This is a genomic window from Diplocloster agilis (assembly GCF_019042275.1).
GTDB lineage: Bacteria > Bacillota > Clostridia > Lachnospirales > Lachnospiraceae > Diplocloster > Diplocloster agilis.
Genome location: NZ_JAHQCW010000050.1, coordinates 1 through 23,965 on the forward strand (window position 1 = coordinate 1; position 23,965 = coordinate 23,965).

Annotated in this window: 20 protein-coding genes, 1 tRNA gene and 1 pseudogene; 17 read left to right on the forward strand and 5 right to left on the reverse strand. The window is 47.2% G+C overall.

All coding sequences use genetic code 11. The features are described from left to right. Positions 1-31: 31 nt before the first annotated feature. The 4 genes from KTH89_RS21450 to KTH89_RS21465 all read left to right on the forward strand — a co-directional run bounded on the left by KTH89_RS21450 (position 32) and on the right by KTH89_RS21465 (position 5,101). Positions 32-104 (forward strand) — tRNA-Lys (locus tag KTH89_RS21450). A 243-nt stretch (positions 105-347) separates the two neighbouring features. After that, a complete protein-coding gene (locus KTH89_RS21455) occupies positions 348-2,048 on the forward strand; it encodes a leucine-rich repeat domain-containing protein (protein WP_238723037.1) in 1,701 nt (566 codons plus the stop codon). Continuing rightward, the gene (locus KTH89_RS21460) at positions 2,038-3,492 is read left to right on the forward strand and encodes an aminotransferase class I/II-fold pyridoxal phosphate-dependent enzyme (RefSeq protein ID WP_238723038.1); all 1,455 of its coding nucleotides are present in this window, start codon (positions 2,038-2,040) and stop codon (positions 3,490-3,492) included. Before KTH89_RS21455 ends, KTH89_RS21460 begins: the two co-directional genes overlap by 11 nt. A 217-nt stretch (positions 3,493-3,709) precedes the next feature. Next, positions 3,710-5,101 carry an MATE family efflux transporter gene (locus tag KTH89_RS21465; protein WP_238723039.1) on the forward strand — a complete coding sequence of 464 codons (1,392 nt, stop codon included), beginning with the start codon at positions 3,710-3,712 and terminating at the stop codon, positions 5,099-5,101. A gap of 286 nt (positions 5,102-5,387) precedes the next feature. Here KTH89_RS21465 and KTH89_RS21470 read toward each other — a convergent pair whose 3' ends face one another. The 3 genes from KTH89_RS21470 to KTH89_RS21480 form a co-directional block, all read right to left on the reverse strand. Beyond that, positions 5,388-6,110, reverse strand: a complete 723-nt coding sequence (locus KTH89_RS21470; protein ID WP_238723040.1) for a CAP domain-containing protein — start codon at positions 6,108-6,110, stop codon at positions 5,388-5,390. A gap of 108 nt (positions 6,111-6,218) precedes the next feature. Beyond that, positions 6,219-7,343: a ComEC/Rec2 family competence protein gene (locus tag KTH89_RS21475; RefSeq protein ID WP_238723041.1), complete on the reverse strand. Its 1,125-nt coding sequence runs from the start codon at positions 7,341-7,343 to the stop codon at positions 6,219-6,221. After that, positions 7,333-8,046: a sensor histidine kinase gene (locus KTH89_RS21480; protein ID WP_238723042.1), complete on the reverse strand. Its 714-nt coding sequence runs from the start codon at positions 8,044-8,046 to the stop codon at positions 7,333-7,335. The genes KTH89_RS21475 and KTH89_RS21480 overlap by 11 nt, the downstream gene beginning before the upstream one ends. An 807-nt stretch (positions 8,047-8,853) precedes the next feature. On the opposite strand from KTH89_RS21480, the gene KTH89_RS24940 reads away from it, so the two are divergent. From KTH89_RS24940 to rsmI, 13 genes and pseudogenes are all read left to right on the forward strand, one after another. Further along, complete coding sequence (locus KTH89_RS24940; protein ID WP_275061817.1) at positions 8,854-8,985, forward strand: hypothetical protein; 132 nt, start codon at positions 8,854-8,856, stop codon at positions 8,983-8,985. A gap of 367 nt (positions 8,986-9,352) precedes the next feature. Next, positions 9,353-10,090 carry a LytR/AlgR family response regulator transcription factor gene (locus tag KTH89_RS21485; protein ID WP_158348637.1) on the forward strand — a complete coding sequence of 246 codons (738 nt, stop codon included), beginning with the start codon at positions 9,353-9,355 and terminating at the stop codon, positions 10,088-10,090. Between the two features lie 248 nt (positions 10,091-10,338). After that, entirely contained in the window at positions 10,339-12,513 is a 2,175-nt protein-coding gene (locus tag KTH89_RS21490; protein ID WP_238723043.1) for a peptidase domain-containing ABC transporter, read from the forward strand. Next, a complete protein-coding gene (locus KTH89_RS21495; protein WP_238723044.1) occupies positions 12,506-13,243 on the forward strand; it encodes an HlyD family efflux transporter periplasmic adaptor subunit in 738 nt (245 codons plus the stop codon). Before KTH89_RS21490 ends, KTH89_RS21495 begins: the two co-directional genes overlap by 8 nt. Positions 13,244-13,289: 46 nt before the next feature. Beyond that, entirely contained in the window at positions 13,290-13,799 is a 510-nt protein-coding gene (locus tag KTH89_RS21500) for a hypothetical protein (RefSeq protein WP_158348640.1), read from the forward strand. Between the two features lie 204 nt (positions 13,800-14,003). Then, positions 14,004-14,732 (forward strand): annotated as a pseudogene (locus KTH89_RS21505) (LytR/AlgR family response regulator transcription factor); the annotation flags it as partial. A 50-nt stretch (positions 14,733-14,782) separates the two neighbouring features. After that, positions 14,783-15,838, forward strand: a complete 1,056-nt coding sequence (locus tag KTH89_RS21510) for a GHKL domain-containing protein (protein WP_408639973.1) — start codon at positions 14,783-14,785, stop codon at positions 15,836-15,838. A 106-nt stretch (positions 15,839-15,944) separates the two neighbouring features. Continuing rightward, positions 15,945-16,685, forward strand: a complete 741-nt coding sequence (locus KTH89_RS21515) for a heparan-alpha-glucosaminide N-acetyltransferase (RefSeq protein ID WP_238723047.1) — start codon at positions 15,945-15,947, stop codon at positions 16,683-16,685. Positions 16,686-17,524: 839 nt separating this feature from the next. After that, a complete protein-coding gene (locus KTH89_RS21520; protein ID WP_238723048.1) occupies positions 17,525-18,118 on the forward strand; it encodes a nucleoside/nucleotide kinase family protein in 594 nt (197 codons plus the stop codon). Between the two features lie 88 nt (positions 18,119-18,206). Next, positions 18,207-19,196 carry a DNA polymerase III subunit delta' gene (gene holB, locus KTH89_RS21525; protein WP_238723049.1) on the forward strand — a complete coding sequence of 330 codons (990 nt, stop codon included), beginning with the start codon at positions 18,207-18,209 and terminating at the stop codon, positions 19,194-19,196. 1 nt (position 19,197) lies between these two features. Then, entirely contained in the window at positions 19,198-20,106 is a 909-nt protein-coding gene (locus tag KTH89_RS21530; RefSeq protein WP_158348245.1) for a PSP1 domain-containing protein, read from the forward strand. 5 nt (positions 20,107-20,111) lie between these two features. Further along, the gene (locus KTH89_RS21535) at positions 20,112-20,849 is read left to right on the forward strand and encodes a tRNA1(Val) (adenine(37)-N6)-methyltransferase (RefSeq protein WP_158348243.1); all 738 of its coding nucleotides are present in this window, start codon (positions 20,112-20,114) and stop codon (positions 20,847-20,849) included. A gap of 44 nt (positions 20,850-20,893) precedes the next feature. Continuing rightward, positions 20,894-21,754, forward strand: a complete 861-nt coding sequence (gene rsmI, locus KTH89_RS21540; RefSeq protein WP_238723050.1) for a 16S rRNA (cytidine(1402)-2'-O)-methyltransferase — start codon at positions 20,894-20,896, stop codon at positions 21,752-21,754. Positions 21,755-21,826: 72 nt separating this feature from the next. Here rsmI and KTH89_RS21545 read toward each other — a convergent pair whose 3' ends face one another. Beyond that, entirely contained in the window at positions 21,827-23,224 is a 1,398-nt protein-coding gene (locus tag KTH89_RS21545; protein ID WP_238723051.1) for a cation:dicarboxylate symporter family transporter, read from the reverse strand. 246 nt (positions 23,225-23,470) lie between these two features. Next, positions 23,471-23,935, reverse strand: a complete 465-nt coding sequence (locus tag KTH89_RS21550) for a hypothetical protein (protein WP_238723052.1) — start codon at positions 23,933-23,935, stop codon at positions 23,471-23,473. Between the last annotated feature and the right edge of the window lie 30 nt (positions 23,936-23,965).

Genomic DNA, 23,965 nt, shown 5'->3' on the forward strand with positions numbered 1-23,965 from the left:
TAGCGGAAGATCCGCTTATATAGGGCATTGTGGGATATTAGCTCAGTTGGTAGAGCACTTGACTTTTAATCAAGTTGTCCGGGGTTCGAATCCCCGATGTCTCATGGATCTTAAGGTATATAGCTTAACAGCTATATACCTTTTTTTAATTAGCCTGTATGGTTAATTTTGAGTCAGCAATTTTTAATTCACAATAGTAATGAAAAGGCTATAATATTTTATTGAGAAACCTAGTGTTTTATTTGCTTTTTATTACAAATATCCGTATAATTATTTTAGATCCGTATATTGAGAGACGTTTTATAAAAGTCAGGTATACATATACTAAAGTACAAGGAGATATCAATATGGATTATAACCGATGTCCGGAATGCGGGATGCCACTGGAGCCCAATGCAAAAAAATGTACTTTCTGCGGAAAGAAAGTGAAACCTAAGAAGGGATCACCGGCGACAATCAACACTTACGGCAACAACAATACTTCCAATAATGAAACGTATGCGGGACCTCCGTATCAAAAGCAAAATACACAGGGTTCGGCGGGAAGTACATCTAATTCAAACCGCTACTCCACGAATCCGAATCCGGGCCCGAACACAAATCCGAATTCGAATCAGAATACATCACGTATGGGTAATACAGGACCAGCCAGACCGGCCGGTTCACAATATAATCCCTATGATTCCTTTCCGGGAAGAGGAGGGGCTGGTTACAATTCCAGTAAGAGTAATAAATTGGCGCTTACGATTATACTTGGCGTCTGTGTCGTAGTGGTTCTGATCGGGGCGACGGTTATGGCCTTTCAGAATGCGGCAAACCGCTTCTACCATCAGGAATATACTTTGGCGGAGCCTCCGCAAAATAATTATTCTTCCCCAGAGTTCAGTTCGAATAACGGAATTGATCAAGTGCTGGAGGCAGTTTTTGATAAGCCGTCGGCGGCTGTGACAGAGGAAGAAATCAGTGCGATCCGGTATTTAAAGATATCGGATAACTATGATGACGGCAGTATCGACATTTTTTTCAGCGACAGGGATTATTACGATTATAATGGCAGCGATGAGTATTTTGACGATTACGTGAATTATACCTATGTGGAAGACACGTATCTGGAGGCCGAGGACCTGGCCCGTTTCAAGGGGTTGACTAGGCTGGTGCTGGACGGAGCATATCTGGAGGATATTTCCTCTTACAAGGCTATGCAGAATTTAAGAGGTTTATTTTTATATAACACGGTCTATGGCTACAGCAATCTGGAGGTATTTCTAGATTTCCCGCAGCTGGAGGGGATCGGGATCGATTATATTACAGATTTAAGCGGTTTGGATCAATTTAAGAATCTGAAAGAGCTGAATTTGTATAATTCCAGTTTCACAAACCTGGAGGACATCCTTCCGGTAACCAGCCTGGAAAAATTATCGATTGAAGAGAATTATGTAATTAATTCGCTGGAGGGTGTGCAGGATCTTCCGAATTTAAGATATCTGGATCTTTTTTATAATGAAGCGCTGAAGGATTTGAGTCCCATCTCCCAATGCGGCGGCCTGACAGAACTCAGTGTGGATTTGGATTACGCGGAGACGATACCGGACTTATCCGCGCTTACGAACCTGGAAAGTCTGGAATTGGGTTATTTTATAGATCTGTCGGCTTTGAATATAAATAAACTGCCTGAGCTGAAAAAAATCAATTTCTACAGCGGCAGCTTTGATGAGAGTAATTTTGCAAATATCTGTTCGTTAAGCCAGCTGGAGAGATTGAATATGAACTGGTGCACTCTCTACTGCGATACGGATAATTTAGCCAATTTGACGAATTTAAAGCATTTGGGCATTTCTGAAAATGGGATATCTAATATCGATTTTGTGGAAAGCCTTGGCCAGTTGGAGTACCTGGATATTTCTCTCAATAAGATTCAGGATATCTCCAAGCTTGCCGGTCTCAGCAATCTGACGTATCTGGATGTATCTGGTAATCCGGTGACCGATACCAGTGTGCTGGATCAGTTGGAAATGGAAGGTGTGGAAGTTTATAATTATGATGAATAGGGATCTGTATACCCGGCTAAAGGCTTATGGCAGTTCGGATTTTTACGGTTTTCATATGCCGGGACACAAAAGGCAGATGCTGTATCCTTTTGATAATCCGATGGGTATCGATATAACGGAGATAGACGGTTTTGATAACCTGCATCATGCGGAAGGGATTCTGATGGAAGCCCAGGGACGCGCGGCTGCGTTATATGGCTCTTCGGAAACTCATTTTCTAGTCAATGGCAGTACAGCCGGGCTGCTCAGTGCGATAGCCGGCTGTACCACACGCGGCGGTAAAATAATCATGGCAAGGAATTGCCACAAGGCGGTGTATCATGCCGCCTTTTTAAATGAGCTGGAAGTTATCTACTGGATGCCGCAAATGGATACGATAAATGGTATAAATTGTGGATTACCTGTGGATAACTTAAAAAAATTGTTGGAAAAAAATCCTGAAACACAAGCAATAGTAATGACTTCGCCCACTTATGACGGTGTTGTGTCAAATGTGGATAAAGTTGTGGAAATCGTCCACAAATGTGGAATTCCGCTCATTGTGGATGAGGCGCACGGGGCACATTTTGGTTTTGATCCGCGGTTTCCCGGGAGTTCTGTCGGGAAAGGAGCGGATGTAGTAATCCACAGCCTGCACAAGACACTGCCTTCCATGACCCAGACTGCGCTGATCCATCTGAATGGGGATCTGGCGGACCGGGAAAAGATTCGCAGATATCTGAGTATTTATCAGACCAGCAGTCCGTCCTATGTGCTGATGTCCAGTATAGACAGCTGTATCGGGCTGTTGAATGAGAGAAAAGAGGAGTTGTTTGACTCCTTCTGCCAGAAACTGACTGCTGTCCGGGATCAGCTGGGACAGATGGAGAAGCTGCGGCTGTTTACAAGAGAAGATGCGATAAAGAGGGAGGGCGTAGCTCTGGACCTGTCAAAATTACTGATTACTACCAGAGGGACAAATTTAAACGGAAAAGAGTTAAGCGGTCTTTTAAGAGAAAAATATCATCTGGAAATGGAAATGGAAACGCCGGGTTATGTTCTGGCACTTACCAGCATAGCGGACACGGAAGAAGGCTTTCAGAGACTCACGCAGGCCCTCATGGAGATCGATGGGCAAAGCGCGGTTATAGTTGAAGATTCTCAGACGGGGAATACAGATACCGGAGCCGGAGCTTCTATGAAGGGGAATGAAACGGTGATGTCCATCTGGCAGGCGGACCAGCATAGAAAAAAGAGTGTACCGTTAGGGGAGAGCAGCGGATTGGTCAGTGGAGAATTTGTCTATCAATATCCGCCGGGAATACCTCTGATCGCGCCCGGAGAAGTGATAAACGGTGAGATTCTGGAGCAGATCCGTCTGGCAAAAGCACAGGGAATTAACGTCCAGGGTATGAAGGATTATACTGCGGAATCCATAGAAATTCTCGATGATATCAGGCGTTGAAGGACGGATGGCCAGTCTTATTTACACCTGATTTCTAATACGTGAAATCTGATCATAATAACGAAAAAATACAATTATTATTGTATACTATGTCTCTTTCTAGTTGGAAAAAACTGTGCTATTCTGTATTAACTTCAATGAAATTCAGTGAGACGTATTTTACTTCACTGGAGATCGGGAAGAATACATTTATATGGAAGGATAGCGAGGGATTCACATGGAAAGAGATATGACCAAGGGGAGCCCGATGAAGCTGATTTTATGGTTTACGGTTCCTCTTTTAATTGGAAATGTATTTCAACAGTTATATAATATGGTTGACACCATAATCGTGGGCAGATATGTGGGAGTTCAGGCACTGGCGGCTGTGGGTTCCACCGGGACGATTATGTTTTTAATCCAGGGATTTATGCTTGGGCTTACAGCGGGATTTACGGTGCTAACCGCACAGCGGTTCGGTGCAGGTGATGTGGAGGGAATGAAGAAGACGGTGGCTTCGGCCTATGTCCTGTCCATTGTGATCACAATTGTGATTACGGCTCTTAGTATGATTGGTATGCGTCCGCTTCTGGAGTTGATGAATACGCCGGAGGATATTATCCAGGATGCCTACGATTATATTATCGTCATCTGTGCAGGCACAGGAGCCGTCGTGCTGTATAATCTGCTGGCCAGCATTATGCGGGCTGTGGGCGACAGTAAGACGCCCCTATACTTTCTCATTATTTCGGCGGTGCTGAATATATTTCTGGATCTGCTGTTTATTATTGTATTTTATATGGGGGTAAAGGGTGCGGCTTACGCAACCATCTTATCACAGGGGATCGCAGGCGTACTGTGCCTGATCTATATGCTGAAGAAGTTTCCGAATCTTCGGATACATAGGGAACATTGGCGTCTGGATAAGAATTGTGTGAGGTATCAGATTTCCCTGGGACTTCCGATGGCGCTGCAGTTTTCCATTACGGCAGTAGGCGCGATTATTCTGCAGAGCGCATTAAATGTGTTCGGTTCCACTGTGGTAGCTGCGTATACAGCGGCTAATAAGATGGAGCAGCTGGTCGTGCAGGCGCTGCCTTCCCTGGGGGTCACCGTATCCACCTTCTGTGCGCAGAACCTGGGCGCGGGGCATATTCCCAGAATTAAGGAAGGGATAAAGAAAAGCGTTATGCTGGCGTTTATCTTTGGTTTCTTTGCTATGGCCACTATGCTGCTGGCCGGTAACTGGCTGGTACGTTTGTTCATAACGGACCCTACCGATGAAATCCTGCACTATGCCGGAATTTATCTGGTGGCTAATGGTATTTTTGAATGGATTCTGGGACTGCTGTTTGTGTACCGGAATGCTCTTCAGGGAATGGGACGCGGAGTTGTTCCCCTGATAGCCGGCGGCTGCGAACTCTTTGCCCGTGTGGTCGTGGCGTTTGTGGGTAAGGGAATCGGAAGTTATATGGTGATCTGTCTGGCAAGTCCTTTTGCGTGGCTCTGTGCGACGATTCCTCTTATGTTCGCTTATTACCGCCTTATGAAAGATTTTATGAAGCGGTGGAATGAAAGACTTGCCGAGAGGGAACAGGAACAGTTATTGGCTGATGCTGACAGCTGTTGAGAACAGGATATCAATTACGGCATATGAAATATAGCATTACATACAAAAGCAAGACCGTTGCAAACAGGATGGGGAAATATCCTTTTGCAGCGGTCTTGTTTCATTCGGGTAAGTTTATCCTACGTATGTTTATTGTGATTACTAATTATATTTTTATTGCTATGAGCACTTAGTGCCTGTATTTTAGGCACTTACGTGCGATGCATGAAAAAAATAGTCAGCGAGGCTTTTTCGAGCGCTACTATTTTTTATGTCATTCGGTTGATAGATAATGAGACATATAGTTTTAGTAAGTAAATAACTGGGTCCAGTAATTTGTACCGGAACTGTTCTGGTAATGTCCCACATCGATGGAGGTGTAATTTTTGTTTAAGATATTGGCCCGGTGCCCTTCGGAATTCATCCATCCCGTTACTACTTCCTGGGGACTTCTCTGGCCCCACGCGATATTTTCTCCTGCACCCCGGAAGCTGATTCCGGCTTCCTTCAGTACAGAACTGAAGGAGGAACCATTGGGCCTGGTATGGGAGAAGGAAGTCTCGATTTCTTTGGCACGGGTCTGTGCCGCGGATGAGATGTTCAGATCAAAGGTAAGCGGCGCCAGTCCCACTTTAGCCCGTTCTTCATTTACCAGATCCGCGACCTGTTTCGCATAGCTGTTTTCGGAGGGAGTCTCATCGGGGGCTTCGGTACCCGGCTGATCGGTCTCCGGAGGAGTGAGATCGGGTTTATCAGTTTCCGGCTGATCGGTTTCGGGTTTGTCCGGTTTGGGCATTTCTACACCCGGGAAATTGAAGTCAGGACAATTATTCCAGTCGATCTGAATTCCCATCGCTTTTAACTGCTGTTTTAAATCTTCCAGGCTCGTTCCGGTAACCTGCTGGACGATGGGACAATCTTTGGTTCCGAGCTGGTTACAGATTTTATTTAAATCAGCGGCGGGCATTCCGCCGGTTGCAGAAGAGCCTGCGATTGTAGTTGCCAGAAGCATAGCTGCCATTTGATACATATGTAGTACCTCTCTTTCTTTAAATATTACGTAAATATTACAAATTTGTTACAAAGAGATCATAACATAATTCAGAAAGAGAGCCAATGGTAGTTTCTGGGAGATGTTTCAAGGTTTACAGTTCTGACAGGGTTCGTATCCTTCTTCCAGAGCTTCCTCCCGGGTATTGAAATAGATCCGGTTCTTTTCGGCAGGAAGGGAAGGGCATGCATCCGTGTGGAATTTCTTTGAATTTACATTTCCAATATAGGAAGCTTCCGGGAGATCATAAAGTCCATTGGCGTCATCGGTGTGCTCCCTGTCACTCTCTATTCCCTGCTGGTCAAAGGTGATATTGGTTCCATCGCTGGACGCGATGACAGTTCCAATAGTATCGGTGCGGTAGATGGTAGCGCCCACGTCCCGGAAGCGGCTGAGCGCGGCTTCGTGGGGATGGCCGTAGGAATTATCCCTGCCGCAGGAGATTACGACGTTTGGGGGATTCACGGCTCTTAGGAATACATAGGAATTGGAATATTCGCTGCCATGATGACCGGCCTGAAAGACATCCGCTTCCAGGGACACGCCGCTTTCCGCCAGATCTTTTTCCGGGGCCTGCCCGGCGTCGCCTGTGAATAGGAAACGGTTATCTCCGTGGGTTATTTTTAAGATCAGGGAGTTGTCATTCGTATCTTCATAATCAGTACCGGTTTGCAGAAACTCAAGCCGGCAGTCTCCGAAAGAAAAGGTATCGTGCTGCGAGGGGTGAATCGGAGTAAGCCCCTTTTGGTCAGCGGTGTTGGCCAGATCCTTGTATACTTTTGAATCGGGGGTATCCGTATTCATGTAAAGGTTGTCAACGGGTATTTTTTCCAGAATAGCGGCCCCGGCTCCGATATGATCTTCGTGGGGATGTGTAAAGATGACCGCGTCCAGCGAGTCAATGGAGAGGGATTCCAGATATTGGAGAATGGTTTGGGCATCCTCTCTGTTGCCGGCGTCTATCATGACAGCGGCATCCTGGGACAGCAGGAGCGTACAATCTGCCTGTCCAACGTCCAGATAGTGGACTGCCAGCGTGCCCGAAGGGACGGATGGGGCCGTGGATGCACCGGATGCCGAGGGGGATGCGCCGGTACAGCCGGTCAGCAGCAGGAATGCGGTTAAAAGAGCTGATATACAGCAGAGGATTCGGTAGTGTTTTGGTTGCTTTTGTCTGTGAAAAGGATTGCAGAAATGGGTTTTAAGATTCATAGTTTGGTGTCTCCTCGTTTATTGTAGTAGTTTTTCGTGGATTTCCGGATTCTTGTGGATAATTATTCGGCAGGAAGATCTGAATGTGGAAAACTTGATGTTCCGTTGTGATTTCCATCAGTCCGTTGTATTTGGCTGTTTTTTCCTGAATCGTATTAAGACCATATCCGTGGTTGGAGGCATTGGATTTGGTAGTGCGGTAGAGGGTCCCTTTTGGCAGCAGTTTTCCAATGTAATGGTTTCGGCAGGAGATCACGGTTACTTCCGCCGCCGCTTTTATTTCGAAAAGAATAAAGCGGTCCTGCGTGTTGTCTTTTTTCAGCGCTTCCAGGGCATTGGTCAAAATATTACCAATGATAACGGAAGTGTCATCGTCATCCATCGGAATGTAATTGACATATACTTCTGGTTCAAATCTGTAATTGAGCTGTTTGCATTTGGCCTGGATGTCGGAAAGTATCGCGGATACTACCGGGAGGCCTTCTATGTATATGAGGTTGCGGTAACTGAGCTGGCCAATGTTGGTTTTCAGGTAGTCCCGGGCTTTCAGGGTCTGGCCTTGGTCCAGGTAGGTGTCGATGACCTGGGCGTGGTAGCGCATGTCGTGGCGGAATTTTCGGATTTCTTCTGTGTTGCCGGCCAGGTTTCTGTAGTATTCGGTCATTCGTTCGGAGTTTAGGGCTTTTATTTCGGTTTCGTGCATTTTTAGTAAGTGGTTTTGTAATAAATTAAATAATATTAGAGTTATGATTACGATAATAAAATTAAGAAAAACAATAACTAATACAAGTGATTCCAAGGAATCTTTGGAATATTTTGCTTCCACATAAAAATCAAAGGTAGTAACTAAAATTACTATATTTAAAATCATTAGAATAATAATTGTAATGGTATAAATCTTGCTATTTATTGATCGATATTTATTCTTTATATAAAAAAGACTGAATATCACAAAGATGATTAAAAAGTTTATGAATTTTTGTAAATATGTATAAGCCAGGTTATTTGATAATTTTGTAAATGGCCAACTCATAAAATATTCTAATGAAAAATTAACTAGAAGGATAATAGCATTTGTAACTATGAAGGTTGAAACCAATAATTTTATTTTTTTGAAAATGCTGCCTTCATAAAAAAGTATAATATACAAAAAATTTATTATTACGATTAAAGAATCAGAAATTATAAAAGATGGTATCAAAATTGACACTAATGATATTAAACAAGTGGTTAAAAGAAATATTATGCAATATTTGAATTTAGAGAATTTATATTTAAGGAAGGTATTATAGATTAAGTTTATTACTAAAAAATCTAAAATAGTATTTAGTATCGCAGGTACATAATTTAACAATTCACTTAAATCTCCTTTGAGTTTTTAATATTATAACATACCATTTGTGATTTTTAATAAAAAGGTTAAAATGTCATATAAAAAGAATGAATGGTCCTGTTATTATTTGAACTTAAAATTTTAAATGGTATATTCGAAAAAAGGAGGTAATAAAAAATGCACAAAAACGATTTTAAAGAATTAGAAAATGAGAAAATTACTTTATTGAAAGAAGAAGACATTATTGAAATTAATGGTGGAGGGTTTTGTGATTTTATTCTAGATATTATTAATTCATTTAGGAAGTAAGATTAAGTTTATTGTAAAATGAATTGAAAATGTCCTGAAAGTATCCATTAAAAGAACTTTCAGGACATTCTACTATAGAAAATATTATTTATGAACATCAACTTAGCCAACATCTAAATTTTGCTCCCGTGTCCCGAAAGTATCCGCTGCAAACTATACTTTCGGGACATATTTTTGTAATTATATGTGAAAGAGGAACCAGATAGACGATTCTAAGCCGGCATCCGGGGACAGGCACCTTGCGCCTTTAGTATTTTGCTGGCTGGGGTTTCGGACGCAAGGAGCCAGTCCCCTCCCTAATTTACACAGGTTATTTGCCGTGATATAATGAGGCTTAGAATTAGTAAATGTTGGGAGACGGCAGGGTATGGTATATAGAATTGCGGTTTGTGATGATTCTGAGATTCATAATATGGAGATTTTGAAGTTGATTAAGGAGTTTTCACAGGGGAAGGATATTAAGACGCAGATCGATATTTTCCATGACGGTTTAGAATTTATCTCGGCGGCCACGAGGGTGAAGTATGACCTGGCTTTATTGGATGTGGATATGCCCAGAATGAATGGAATCGGCGCCGCAAAGATTGTCCGGAAGAATGATCCGAATCTGGTAATTATTTATATCACGAATTATGAGGGTTTTACATACGATGCCTGTGAGGTGGAGGCCATCGGTTATATCCTGAAACCGGTGCAAAAGGATAAGTTTTTCCGGATTATGGGACGGGCTTATTCGATTGTTCACGATATCAGGACAAGCCTGAAGGAGAACCTGATCACGATTACTACGCAGTATGAAAACGTTCCAATCGATATGAATAAGATCGTCCGCCTGTCCAAATTCCGCAATACGATTCAGATATTGATGGTGTCCGGTAAGGAATATATCTGGTATCAGACGATGAAATACGCGCAGCAGGTCCTGGATGAAAGATATTTTGTTGAAGTTTACAGAGGAATTATCGTGAATATCCGGTATGTGAAGAATATAGCGGATGAATGGATTGAACTGGAGTTTGATAAACAAAAGGAGAATGTCCCTGTTAGTAAAAGAAAAGCAGCGGAAGTAAAGAAGCTTTATTATAAGAGGAAAGTTTATATTTAAGATATGATCCCGTTGAGAACGAAGCTTATATTAAAAAATAAAAACGAATCTTATATGAATAATAAAATAGTAATCATATGTGTTGAAATATAATGGTAATGATTTGTATAAAATGTACAAATTGAATCAATAATTACTCAAAAATAAAAATTTACCACGCTTTTTCGACATTATATCCCTGGTTTGTTAGCAGCTATTGTCGAAACATGTAAAATAACACAAAAGGATAATGTAGAAGAGGTTGGGGTATGAGATATAATTTTGTCAAACAATTGGACAGTACGGATTGTGCTGCCGCTTGTCTCGCCATGATCTGTCTGTATTATAAAAAAGAAACCACAGTGACCAAGCTGCGGGATCTCATGGGTACGGATATAAAGGGAACGAACCTGGTCGGTTTGAGCAAAGCGGCAAAGGAACTGGGGTTCGTCAGTCAGGCCGTTAGAGTGGAGGAAGGCGGATTTTTTGTACCGTTTACGCTGCCCTGTATCGCCCATGTGATGACGAAAGAAGGTATTTACCACTTTGTAGTCGTATTTAAAAAATCTAAAACAGAAGTAGTGATCGGGGACCCGGCCAAAGATCTGATGCGCATGCCGGTGACCGAATTTCTGGAGATGTTTACGGGAAACATGCTGCTGATCAAGCCGGCAGAAGGGTTCTCGGGGGGAAAGGAAAAGGGAAGCCGCCTGTGGTCCCGTTTCCTGAAACTTTTGCTGCCCCAGAAAAAACTATTTCTCTTTTCTATATTGGCCTCTTTTGTAATAACTGTCTTAGGTATTGTTTCTTCACTGTTTAACAAAATATTGCTGGATGAAATCCTTCCCTATGAACTGGAACAGTCGCTGGTGATCCTGGTGCTGATTTTTATTACCCTGCAGATCACAATGGTAATCGTGGGATTTATCAGGGAATGGATGATGATCTATCTGTCGCAGAAAATAGATATTCCATTGATTCTGGGATATTTTCAGCATGTCTATAAATTGCCCATGAAGTTCTTCGCGGCGCGCCGGACCGGCGACATCATTACCAGATTCAATGATGCCTTTACCATTAAAAATATGTTTACCAATGTGGCGCTGACCTTGATTATGGACATTACGCTGGCGTTAATTACCGGTGTTATTCTCTATTTTATGAACCCGGAACTGTTTTTCCTGATTGCGCTTCTGGTGCTGATTGAACTGATGCTGGTGGTTTTATTTAAAGAACCGTACCGCAGGATCAATGAGGAGCAGATGCAGCAGGTTTCCGTATTGAATTCCCAGATTATCGAGGGACTGCAGGCCGTCGAGACCATTAAGGGGAATGCTACGGAGGACCTGGAGCTGGAACAGGTGGAACGGGAATATATAAAGACGCTCCGAATGAATAAGAAGGAGAATATGCTTTCCAATGTGCAGGAGCATGTGTCATCGCTGATTATCTCCGTTGGGAATCTCTTACTTATGTATTTCGGCGGGAAAATGGTGATCCGGGGAGGGCTGACGCTGGGGTCTTTGATGGCGTTCGGAACTTTATCCGTATATTTTATGGATCCCATTAACCGGTTGGCTAAACTTCAGCTGCAGATTCAGGAAGCTTCGATTTCCATGCGGCGTGTGGCGGAAATTATGGACTGCGACAGGGAACAGGAAGACGGTTACTATCAGGAACTGAAAACCGTGGAAGGGGATATCTGTGTAAACCATATCACATTCCGGTACGGGAACCGGAAGCCTGTGCTCAAGGATGTGTCCTTCCATATAGAAAAAGGTCAAAAGGTGGCCATAGTAGGCAGCAGCGGAAGCGGCAAATCGACCATTGCCAAGCTTCTGCTCAAATATTATGAGCCAGAGGAAGGAGATATCCGAATTGATGGAATGGATTTGCGTGAGATACGTGTCGAAACATTACGAAAGCTTGTGTCTTATGTACCCCAACAGTTATCCCTCTTCTCCAGGAGTGTATTTGATAATATTCGTGTGACGAAGATGGACGCTACCAGGGAAGAGGTGAAGGCCGCGGCGAAAAAAGCCGATGCGGAAGGGTTTATCAACAAGCTGCCGTTACAGTACGATACTTACCTTGAGGAGGCGGGGAATGGTCTAAGCGGCGGGGAAAAGCAGAGGCTTGCTCTGGCTAGGGCATTTTTAAAGGACAGCAATTTTTATATTATGGATGAAGCTACCAGCAATCTGGACTTTGGCGCGGAAAGCCTGATCTTTGATATGATTTATAACAAATTTAAGGATAAATCCATGCTGATCATCGCGCACAGGCTGGCCACGATCAAAGATTGCGACCAGATTCTGGTGATGGATGAAGGCAGTATCATAGAACAGGGGACCCACGGGGAACTGCTTGAGAAGAGAGGGCGGTATTACGAGCTCTGGAACATGCAGCAGGGGATCTTTAAAGGAGCTGGTGCGGATGAGTAGACAAGTGCGGACAATGAAAGATTTGACGGACAGCGCCCTGTTGTATCAGGCAAAATTTCCCCGTTTCGGATACCTGCTGATCGTGGTGGTGACCGCTGCTCTTATTATTACCGGGATCTGGATGTCCGTATTTCCAAGGGTACTGGTAATCAGCGGGGAAGGCGTGGTCCAGGGGGCAAATAAAACTTCGATATTGGCCCAGGAATACGGGGAGATCGCAAATCTTCTGGTCAAAGAGGGAAGTTATGTAGACCGGGGAGACGCAATATTTTACCTGAAAGATAAAACGGAACCACTGCGGGCGCTGGAATCGGGCATTATTCACCTGAATCGGGATTATCAGACGGGATCTCAGATTCTCAAAGGGGAAGAGCTGGGCAGCATTAATAATGAAAGAGACAGCTATGTGATCGTGAGCCGGATCGAGGCGAAGGACAGACCCAGGATTCAAAAAGGGGATGAGGTACAGATCGTCGTAAAGGGGCTTTCTCAGAGTACGTATGGCTGTCTGTATGGAACCGTCGATTCTATAGACAGCGACGTAACCATCGAAGAACAGACGGACAGCGCTATTTTTAAAATACGTATTATTCCCAATCAGGATTATCTTCTGAGTCATACCGGCGAGAAAATAAACCTGATGAGCGGGATGCTGGCGGAAACCAGGATAACCTATGCCCAGATGAGCTATCTGGATTATCTGAAGAGCCAGCTGGGAATCCAATTTTAGAGGCGCAATCATAGAGGCGCAATCATAGGGGAAGAGAGTGAATCATTTGGCTAAAGTCATATACAAACAACTGGAGGACCTGAATTATCTGGACAAACATCTGCTGAAAGCTCTCCATAATACCGGGGATACCCTGATTATACAGGGGAAAGAATATCAGGTGCGCATTGACGGATCTGAAATCCTGAATCCGAACCATGAGGTGGACTTGAATTATCAGATTGTGGAAAATGAGAATGGATATCTGCTGGCGGTAAATGACGGCAGGAGCCTGCCCGGTCCGATCTATCTGCATTTTTATAATGATCAGGAAATCCAGCTGACGGATTATAATGGTTATATTTATATAGAAGAAAATGATCAGTATGAGCGGATGAAAATGGTCAATCAGGAGAGTGGCGAGATAATCATCGATGAGGGCGGAAGCTATCTGTTCTCGCAGAAAAACATGGCAAAGAGCACGGTTCCGGGTGTGATATTTGCGGGTTTGGGGGGAGTCGCCGCAATGTTGCTGGTGGCCTGCCTTCTGATTAAAAAAAGGTATTGGTTCTGGTAGAGTGAGTAAAGAAACCAAAAGGGGACATGTCCAAATCGGTTTGGGACATGTCCATTTTGATTGAATCAGATGGGGCGGCATGATAAAATATAGTCGGACAGTAACCGGGGACTTGAGCTTTTCAAGTTCCCTTCTACTTATCGGCAGCCCTGTAAGGACTCAAAACAGAGGACGGATACGATGGAAGAGATAAAAATAGAAGCAATGGATGAAGGTTCCCATATAGAAAATGCGAAAGAAGATCAGGAATTCCGGTTAAAGATAGCAATCTGCGATGATGAACCGGGAACCTGCTCCGAGATAGAGGAAGCGGTCATAAAATTCGCCCGGCAAAAAGGCCTGGATATCCGGGTGGAACTATTCTACACGGGAGAAGCGCTGTATCACTATATGGTGAAGGTGAGCAGCTTCGATCTGATCTTTCTGGACATCCGGCTGGAACGGCTGAGCGGTGTGGACATCGGCAGGATGATCCGTGAAGAGCTGAGGAATGAAAAAACGCAGATCGTCTATATCTCTTCGCGGCAGAGCTATGCGATGCATTTGTTTGCGGTGCGGCCGATGGATTTTTTGATTAAACCTCTGAGTGAGGAGCGCATCTGCGAGAAGGTGGGACAGTATCTGGCGCTGACCCGGAAGCAGAAAGACTTTTTTTCATTTACCAGTGACCGCACTTTGTATCGGGTGCTGTACCAGGACATCCTGTATTTTCAATGTGACGGGAAGAAGATCCGGGTAGTGCAGTCAGGCGGTGTGAAAGAGTTTTATGGGAGAATGCGGGACGTGGAGGCGGCAGTTGAGTATAAGGGGTTCTGGACAATACACAAATCCTATGTCATCAATTCCGTCTATGTAATCGAATATCGGTATGACAGCATAAAAATGGCAAATGGGGATCAGCTGCCGGTGAGCCAGAGATACCGGAATGAAGTGCGAAGGAAGCTGCTGTCGGAGTATGCGGAAGGGGAACGCCAATGAATTATATCAACCTGGTAAATTTTCTGATCAATGCAATTCGCATATACGCGGTAATCCGCTTCCTGGGGATCTTTCTGGACAGTTCCGGGGCGGGGAAAAAACGGGAAATTATCTTTTATTTGCTGTGCCTTGGGATCAGTACATTTTGCAGCATTACGCTGCCGACCGATGTGGACTGGATACTATGGATGATTTTGCTGCCGGGAACGGCGTTGACCTATAAAGAAAGCCTGCGCCGCAAATGGGGAGTAGTGGTAATGGAGGAAGCCATCCGGATTCTGTTTGGGCAGGTTCTGGGGTATGTATTTCTGAATCATTATCCGGTTTTGAAATGGCAGAAAATGCTGCTGGACTTTTTCTCGGTTCTGTTGTTTCTGCTTTTGGAGCTTTTCCTGGAGAGAATCGTGTATACGCAGAGGGAACAGAAGGTTCAGATACTGGAACGGCAGCTTCAGATGTATTCCAACGAATTCGGCGTGATTCACCGGACCCAGAGTCAAATGCAGGGATTGCGGCACGATATGAAGCACCATACGAGGATGTTAAAAGAACTGATCTGCGCGCAGGATCAGAAAGGGGCGCTGGATTATCTGGACCGGATGCAGGAGTTCATGGAGGGTGAGGAGGAGACTGTCTCCTCCGGCAATGAAACCATCGACAGTATCATAAATTACTACCTTCGGGATGCGCGGGAATTGGAAACGGAAATCTGTACGGATATCCAGATTCCCGAAACTTTGGAATTCCCGGTTTTCGACATCAATGTGATCCTGGGAAATTTACTGGAAAACGCAGTTGACGCGTTGAGAAACTGCCGTGAGAGAAAGCTGGCGGTACGGATGAAGCTGGACCGGGGAATCCTGCTGGTGTGCGTGGAAAATACCTATGAGGGGGACATCAGGGAGGCGAAAGGCCGCCTTCTGACCGGAAAGCATGACCGGGTAAATCATGGAATCGGGCTGGATAATGTAAAGAGAATTGCGGGGAAATATTCGGGGGAGGTGCGCTTTTCCTACAAGGAGGGAAGATTCCGGGCGGATGTCCTGCTGTATATCAGCTGATTTTTTGTGAATTTTTCCAATAACGGTACTCGTTTTTCCAACTGTAATAGAATTACCTTCTTGTCTGCTAGTATCATAGTGAGCCGGCAACAAGGAGGAAGAACAGATGAAAACGGATACAAAGAGATATTGGGTATTGGACGGGGTCCGGGGGATCGCGTTGATTCAGATGGTGATTTTTCATTTTCTGTATGATGTGTTTATCGTCTACGGTTACGACCGGAGCTGGTATGGACAATGGTATATTACTCTGTGGCAGCAGGAGATCTGCTGGACCTTTATCCTGGTGGCCGGATTGGCCTGGCATTTTAGCAGGAATAACTGGAAGAGAGGCGCCCTGCTGAATGTGTGCGGATTCGCTGTCACTGTGGTGACCGGTATCGCGGTACCGTCGGAAACCGTATGGTTTGGAATTCTGAATTTTATGGGATGTGCGGTCTGGCTGATGATCCCGTTGGACCGCCTGCTGCGCCGCCTGAATCCATACGCGGGTGCGGCGGCGGCCTTTGGGCTGTTTTGGCTGACGAGGCCGGTCGGAAACGGATATCTGGGTCTGGGCACATATCAAATGATTCGGATACCGGAAGGGCTCTATCGGTTGAAATTCCTGACCTGCCTTGGATTTCCTTTTGACGGGTTCACATCAGGAGACTATTTTCCGATCTTTCCCTGGTTCTTTTTGTTCTGTACGGGATATTTCCTGTGGGAAATCATAAAAAGAAAAGGGTGGGATTCCGCTCTTACAATTCACATTCCGGCGGCGGAGGCGGTCGGTAGAAGGAGCCTGCTGATCTATCTTGCGCATCAGCCGGTGAGTATGGCGATTTTGTATCTCATCCTCGGGTAGCGGAGGGCTTGCGCTGGTCTCCGCTAAGAGGAATCGGAAAGCCGGATTCAGGAACCGGGCCTATTCACCAAGGGCAGTCGCACTGACTTAGCGTTCCTCCACGGGGCTTCCCGTACCCGCTGCTTAGGGCTTGGAACCGTGGGCGGTATCCGGGGATACTACGGGCGGCCGGGTTCTTTTGTATCTCCCTGGGAGCGCGGAGGGCTTGCGCTGGTCTCCGTTAAGAGGAATCGGAAAGCCGGATTCAGGAACCGAGCCTATTCACCAGGAACACGTGATGTGTTCCCGGTTCAGAGGCTCTTGCCCGTCGGACGTGAAGTCCGCCGGTCATCCTGAACCCGGCTTTCCGATTCCCCTAAGCGGAGACGCAGCCGCCCTATGCGCCCCCAGGGAGATACAAAAGAACTCGGCTGCCCGTAGTATCCCCGGATACAGCCCACGGTTCCAAGCCCTAAGCAGCGGGTATGGGAAGCCCCGTGGAGGAACGCTAAGTTAGTGCGACTGCCCTTGGTGAATAGGCCCGGTTCCTGAACCCGGCTTTCCGATTCCCCTAAGCGGGAGCTCAGCCGCCCTATGCGCTCCCGGGGAGACACAAAAGAATCCGGCTGCCCGAAGCATTCCGGGACACCGACACACACACCGGCCCTGAGCAGCTGGCATACCTAAATCCGAGGAAGAACCAGGTTCCATCTATTTTTAGAAGGTCCAAAAAGGGGTATGTAGAAAGGTCCAAAAAGGGTATACTTTGACAAAGCCCAACCGTATAGAGTATCATGTATAATAGAAATAAAAGGCAGAGCCAACACCTGCAGACTGCTATTCACTGATAAGAGGTATCCATGGGAAAAATATTTTATCTAATGGGAAAAAGCTCATCCGGAAAAGATACGATTTACAAGGATCTGGTATCCGACGAAGGGCTGCGGTTAAAAACAATAGTCCCGTACACAACCCGCCCGATCCGGGAAGGTGAGACGGACGGAGTGGAATATTATTTCTCCGGCGAGGAAGAGCTGGAGCGCCTGCTGGCGGATGGGAAGATCATAGAGCTGCGGGCGTACAATACGGTTCACGGAGTCTGGAAATATTTTACGGTCAACGATGAGCAGATCCGGCTGGCGGAATATAATTATGCGGTGATCGGGACGCTGGAATCCTATGAGAAAATGAGGGATTACTTCGGCGCCGGCCGGGTGATACCCATTTATATAGAAGTGGAAGACGGCGTGCGCCTGCAGCGGGCCCTGGACCGGGAGCGCAGACAAAAGGAGCCCAAATATGCGGAAATGTGCCGCCGTTTCCTGGCGGACAGCGAGGATTTTTCCGAAGAAAAGCTGGGAAAGCTGGGAATCCGAAATCGTTTTGAAAATCGGGAACTTCCGGAGTGCATCAACCATATAAAAACTTTTATTTCAAAAGAGATTATGATATAATTAATTGCACTGGGCGCGGCCTGACACCGATCGGGACCGCGTAATCTGAATAACCGGGTGCAATTTATTGAAAAAAGGAAAAAAACTTATGGCAGGATTTCAGGATGTAGTTGGACATGAGCAGATCATCGATCATCTCCAGCGCGCGATTGAACTAAATAAAGTATCCCACGCCTATCTGTTTTGCGCAGAGGAGGGGGCGGGGAAGAAGCTGCTGGCCGGGATCTTTGCCCAGACTCTGCAGTGCGAGAAGGGCGGAGTGAATCCGTGTATGGAATGCCATTCCTGCATCCAGGCCGCGGGAAAGAACCAGCCGGATATCATATGGGTCACACACGAGAAGCCGAATTCCATAGGTGTGGAGGACATCCGTACCCAGGTAAACGGGGACATTCAGGTAAAGCCTTACGGCAGCCCTTATAAAATATATATTATCGATGAGGCGGAGAAGATGACCGTACAGGCCCAGAACGCCTTATTGAAAACCATCGAGGAGCCGCCGGCCTACGGGATCCTGATCCTGTTGGCGGAAAGCGCGGACAGGCTTCTGCCCACGATTCTGTCCAGATGCGTGACGCTGAATTTAAAACCGGTGGCGGATGAGAAGATCCGGAAGTATCTGATGGAACAATTACAGGTGCCGGATTATAAAGCGGACTTAAGCCTGGCGTTCGCCCAGGGAAATGTGGGACGTGCGGTGAAGCTGGCCACGTCGGAGAATTTCAATGAGATCAAGGATGCGGCGCTGCATCTGCTGCAGCATATCCACGAGATGGAGCTGTACGAGATCATCAGCGCGCTCAAGCAGATCACGGATTACCGGATGGATATCAACGATTATCTGGACATCCTGATGGTGTGGTACCGGGACGTGCTGCTTTTCAAAGCGACAAAAGATATGAATCCGCTGATCTTCAAGGAGCATATCAACTATATACGGCAGCAGGCGGACAAGAGCTCCTATGAAGGGATCGAAACGATTCTGGAGCAGCTGGACAAGACGAAGGCCCGTCTGAAAGCCAATGTGAATTTTGAGCTGGCAATGGAATTATTGCTGCTGACGATAAAGGAGAACTGATATGAGAAATGTGATAGGCGTGAGATTTCGCAAAGCGGGCAAGGTATATTTCTTCGATCCGCTGAAGTTGACCATCAAAATGGGAGATCACGTGATCGTAGAGACGGCCCGGGGCGTGGAATATGGGACAGTGGTGCTGGGGCCCAAGGAAGTGGAAGATGAAAAAGTGGTGCAGCCGTTAAAACCGGTGATCCGTCTGGCATCCGCCAAGGACGACGCAGCGGAGGAGCGCAACCGCAAAAAGGAAAAAGAGGCCTTCGGCATCTGTATGGAAAAAATTCGGAAACATGGCCTGGAAATGAAGCTGATCGACGTGGAATACACGTTTGATAACAATAAAGTGCTGTTTTATTTTACGGCGGACGGAAGGATCGACTTCCGGGAGCTGGTAAAGGATCTGGCCGGTGTGTTTAAGACGAGAATCGAACTGCGTCAGATCGGCGTGCGGGATGAGACGAAGATCCTGGGCGGCGTGGGAATCTGCGGCCGGGCGCTGTGCTGCAACAGCTACCTTTCGGAGTTCGTGCCGGTGTCCATCAAGATGGCCAAAGAACAGAACCTGTCGTTAAACCCCACGAAGATATCGGGAGTCTGCGGAAGGCTGATGTGCTGTCTGAAAAATGAAGAGGAGACCTACGAGGAGCTGAACAGCCGCCTGCCCAATCCGGGCGACCATGTCACCACCAACGACGGGCTGCGCGGCGAGGTGCAAAGCGTCAGTGTTCTGCGCCAGCAGGTGAAGGTGATCGTGGAGGTCAACGACGAAAAAGAGATCCGCGAGTACAAAGTAAATGAGCTGAAAACGAAACCCAAGAGAAAAAAAGAGAAGATCAATATAGCGGATAAAGAGCTGAAAGCTCTGGAAGCCTTGGAGAAAAAGGAAGGAAAGTCCAAACTGGATGACAATTAAGTTCGATGAAGATTGAGTTAAAAGAGCAGGAACGTCTGGATGAGCTCCATCGGAACGGTTACCGGATCATCCAGAATCCATCCCGCTTCTGTTTTGGCATGGACGCGGTGCTGCTGTCAGGGTACGCAGCGGTGAAGGAAGGGGAAACCGCGCTGGATCTGGGCACGGGAAACGGGATCATCCCGATCCTTCTGGAGGCCAAGACAAAAGGAAAGCACTTTACCGGCCTGGAAATCCAGGAGGAAAGCGCGGATATGGCCAGGCGCAGCGTTGCCCTGAACGGGCTGGAGGAGAAAATAAAGATTATAACCGGTGATATCAAAGAGGCAGGTGAGATGTTCGAGGCTGCTTCTTTTGATGTAATTACATCCAATCCCCCCTATATGATCGGGCAGCACGGCCTGGTGAATCCGGATTCCCCCAAGGCCATAGCGAGACATGAACTGCTGTGCACTTTGGAGGACATTATCCGGGTCAGCGCCCGGCTTTTGCGCACCGGCGGGCGGTTTTATCTGGTACACCGGCCGTTCCGGCTGGCGGAGATTATGGCTGCGCTGGTAAAATACCGGCTGGAGCCCAAACGGATGCGCCTGGTTTACCCATTTGTGGATAAAGAGCCGAACATGGTACTGTTAGAAGCGTTACGCGGAGGGAACTCAAGAATCCGGGTGGAAAAACCTCTGATTGTGTATAAGGAGCCGGGGGTTTATACGGACGAGATCTATGATATCTATGGGTACTGAGCGTGTAATCCATGGAACGGAAGAACAGGAAAGGGGGAGTTAATATGGAGCAGAACGGACAAGGCAAATTATATCTGTGTGCAACACCCATCGGCAATCTGGAGGATATCACGTTCCGGGTGTTGCGAACCTTAAAGGAAGCGGATCTGATCGCCGCCGAGGACACCAGGAACAGCCGGAAGCTGCTGAACCATTTCGAGATTCACACCCCTATGACCAGCTATCATGAATACAATAAAATCGAAAAAGGCCGGCTTCTGGTAGAAAAACTAAAAGCCGGCAGTAATATTGCCCTGATCACGGACGCGGGTACGCCGGGGATCTCCGATCCCGGGGAAGAGCTGGTGCGGATGTGCTATGAGGCGGATATCGAAGTGACCTCCCTGCCCGGGCCTGCGGCCTGCGTCACGGCGCTCACCTTGTCGGGGCTTTCGACGAGGCGGTTCGCGTTCGAAGCCTTTCTGCCGATGGATAAAAAAGAACGGCAGCGGATTCTGGGTGAGCTGACAGACGAGACCAGGACCGTGGTATTATATGAAGCGCCCCACCGCCTGGTGCGTACGCTGAACGAACTGCTGGAGGCGCTGGGGGACCGGAATGTGACCGTGCTGCGGGAGCTGACGAAAAAGCACGAGACCGCATTTCGGACCACATTGGCCGGCGCAGCGGCTCACTATGAGAGTACGGAACCGAAAGGGGAATGTGTGATCGTTCTGGAAGGGCGGAGCCATCAGGAGCTGGTGGAGGAAAGCCGCCGCCGGTGGGAGGAAATGCCCCTTAATGAGCATATGGGCTACTATGAAGCCCAGGGAATACCGCGCAAGGAAGCCATGAAGCAGGTGGCAAAGGACCGCGGCGTTTCAAAAAGGGACATTTACCAGGCGCTGCTGGAATCCGAACGCTAAAGTAACCAGGCCGCTAATGTAAGCAGGCCGTTAATGTAACCTCAATACGTAGGAATCAGATCTTAAGCAAAGTTATTTATACACAGATTCATCCAGCAGCCCCAGCCGTTTATCCACGATCAGCGCGTTCGTGAGGGAACCGGAGACGTTCAGAAGTGTACGGGGCATATCGATGATCGGATCGATGGCTAAGATCGGGCTGATCGTGGAAAATGCCGAAGCCAGGCCCACGCCGGAGAGGCTGACGCTGGCGGCCATAGACGCGGTGCCCGGGATGCCAGCGATGCCCAGGGAGCCGATGGTGACCACGATCACCGCCATGACCAGCATGGAAAGATCGATGGGAGTGCCGGTAATATTACATACATAGACAATCAGGAGCGCGGGAAATAAGCCGGCGCAGCCCTGCATCCCGGCCGTTGTCCCGAATCCGGCCACAAAGTTTGCTGTGGCCTCGGACACCCCCAGATCCTTTGTCAATGTCTCTACCGTCAGCGGCAGACACCCCACACTGGAACGTGAAGTAAACGCCAGCAGGAGTGGAGCCGCTGACTTTTTCAGATAAGGGACCGGATTCAGCCCGTTCAACAAAAGAGCGGCCAGCTGGATAAAAAACTGGACACCGGTACCCAGATACAGGGCAAAGATGAATTTACCGGCATCGAAGATCCCGGACAAGCCGCGCCGGGCGATGGTATTTGCCAACAGGGCCAGTACGGCGAAGGGCATATAATCCAGGATCAGAAGCGCCATATTGATCATAGTCCGGTGAAGCCCCCGGATTCCCCGGTAGAGAGGCTCCGCCTCGGCGGAATGTTCCTTGTTCACCCACCACAGAGCCAGGCCCAGGATCGAGGAGAAGATCACCAGCCCGATAATATTGTTATTTACCATGGCGGACACGATATTATCCGGAATCAGGTTCTTAAGCGTGGCCGGGACGTCGGAAAGTTCGGCGGCGGACACAGCGCCGGAGATACCTTGGCTGCCGGAAGCCCCGGAGGAGACGGAATCCTGTCCGAGACCGAACAGCAGCCCGATCACCAGGCCTGTGACCGCGGAAACAGCGGCCATGACCAGCGTGACGCTGAGTGTCTTGCGGATCAGACTCCCCATCTGATGGCCCTGTTCCAGCGAAATAATTACCTGAAGGATGGAAATGATAACCAAAGGCACCACGATGACCTTGATCAGGTTCATGTAGCCGGTACCGAACAGCTGGTACCAGGCGGTGGCCTCCCGTATAAACCGAATATCCTCCGGTTGATCCGGAAAACCCGACGCGGCCTGGACGGCGAGCCCCAGAAGCAGTCCAAGCCCCGTTCCGATCAGGACGACGACGGAAAAATCCAGATGCTTCTTATGATAGAGGATATGAATCAGGTAGAACCCGGCGGCCAATAAGATTAAAAACAGTATAGTTCTTATATCGCTGATAAGCAGAAATTGCTGCAAAAACGGAATATCCATGATGATCTCCTAAAGGTTCGAGTGGATTACGAAAAAAGGAATTTGGCGTTAATTGGAAACAATATCAGTATTTCCTGTTCCGTAATTCTCATACCCTTTTTGAAGATTCCATTCCGTTGGAAAAAACTTAGCGTTCTTCCCGGAGGCCTCGTATGTCCGCTGCTTACGGCTTGGAACCGCGGGCGGTATACGGGGATGCTCCGGGAAGAACGCTAAGTGTGTGCGACAGCCCCGGGATAAGATCGCTTAACGGCAGCCGTTCCGGTTTATTTTATGAATGGTGGTAACGGATACGGCGCCGGATATATCTATATTCCGAACGGTGGCGGGATAAGTCAGGTTAAAGGAAACCGCAGTATTGGATTCGGTAACCGGTATTGTGAAACTCCCGGAGGCCGAGGTGTTGCGGGAAGCGGAACCGGTCGGCGCAAAATAGGAATACAACAGCCGCAGCGAGTTATTGATTTTGGGAGTGATTTGCATATAGCTGTCGGGTTCCGGGGTTGCCAAAAATATATAATCGACCAGATATAAATAGCCGGGCGCAAGCAGTATCTGCGTGTTATCCAATGAAATCTGATCCCCTTCCTGAAACAGGACCAGCATGGGCAGGTCGGAGTTCGAGGGCGGGCTGGATTGGACGCCGTACTGGGCATAGGAATAGGATTCCCGCGGTTTATCTGGTCTGCAAAAGCAGTCATAGAAACGCATATTGGTAAAGTCCCTTTTTATTTACATTGT

Coding starts and splice junctions, on each gene's coding strand:
- KTH89_RS21480 (WP_238723042.1), bottom strand. CDS start 8,046: ATGCACGAAACCGAAATAAAAGCCCTAAACTCCGAACGAATGACCGAA.
- KTH89_RS21465 (WP_238723039.1), top strand. CDS start 3,710: ATGGAAAGAGATATGACCAAGGGGAGCCCGATGAAGCTGATTTTATGG.
- rsmI (WP_238723050.1), top strand. CDS start 20,894: ATGGAGCAGAACGGACAAGGCAAATTATATCTGTGTGCAACACCCATC.
- KTH89_RS21495 (WP_238723044.1), top strand. CDS start 12,506: ATGAGTAGACAAGTGCGGACAATGAAAGATTTGACGGACAGCGCCCTG.
- KTH89_RS21530 (WP_158348245.1), top strand. CDS start 19,198: ATGAGAAATGTGATAGGCGTGAGATTTCGCAAAGCGGGCAAGGTATAT.
- KTH89_RS21460 (WP_238723038.1), top strand. CDS start 2,038: ATGATGAATAGGGATCTGTATACCCGGCTAAAGGCTTATGGCAGTTCG.
- KTH89_RS21475 (WP_238723041.1), bottom strand. CDS start 7,343: ATGAATCTTAAAACCCATTTCTGCAATCCTTTTCACAGACAAAAGCAA.
- KTH89_RS21515 (WP_238723047.1), top strand. CDS start 15,945: ATGAAAACGGATACAAAGAGATATTGGGTATTGGACGGGGTCCGGGGG.
- KTH89_RS21455 (WP_238723037.1), top strand. CDS start 348: ATGGATTATAACCGATGTCCGGAATGCGGGATGCCACTGGAGCCCAAT.
- KTH89_RS21550 (WP_238723052.1), bottom strand. CDS start 23,935: ATGCGTTTCTATGACTGCTTTTGCAGACCAGATAAACCGCGGGAATCC.
- KTH89_RS21485 (WP_158348637.1), top strand. CDS start 9,353: ATGGTATATAGAATTGCGGTTTGTGATGATTCTGAGATTCATAATATG.
- KTH89_RS21490 (WP_238723043.1), top strand. CDS start 10,339: ATGAGATATAATTTTGTCAAACAATTGGACAGTACGGATTGTGCTGCC.
- KTH89_RS24940 (WP_275061817.1), top strand. CDS start 8,854: ATGCACAAAAACGATTTTAAAGAATTAGAAAATGAGAAAATTACTTTA.
- KTH89_RS21470 (WP_238723040.1), bottom strand. CDS start 6,110: ATGTATCAAATGGCAGCTATGCTTCTGGCAACTACAATCGCAGGCTCT.
- KTH89_RS21520 (WP_238723048.1), top strand. CDS start 17,525: ATGGGAAAAATATTTTATCTAATGGGAAAAAGCTCATCCGGAAAAGAT.
- holB (WP_238723049.1), top strand. CDS start 18,207: ATGGCAGGATTTCAGGATGTAGTTGGACATGAGCAGATCATCGATCAT.
- KTH89_RS21535 (WP_158348243.1), top strand. CDS start 20,112: ATGAAGATTGAGTTAAAAGAGCAGGAACGTCTGGATGAGCTCCATCGG.
- KTH89_RS21545 (WP_238723051.1), bottom strand. CDS start 23,224: ATGGATATTCCGTTTTTGCAGCAATTTCTGCTTATCAGCGATATAAGA.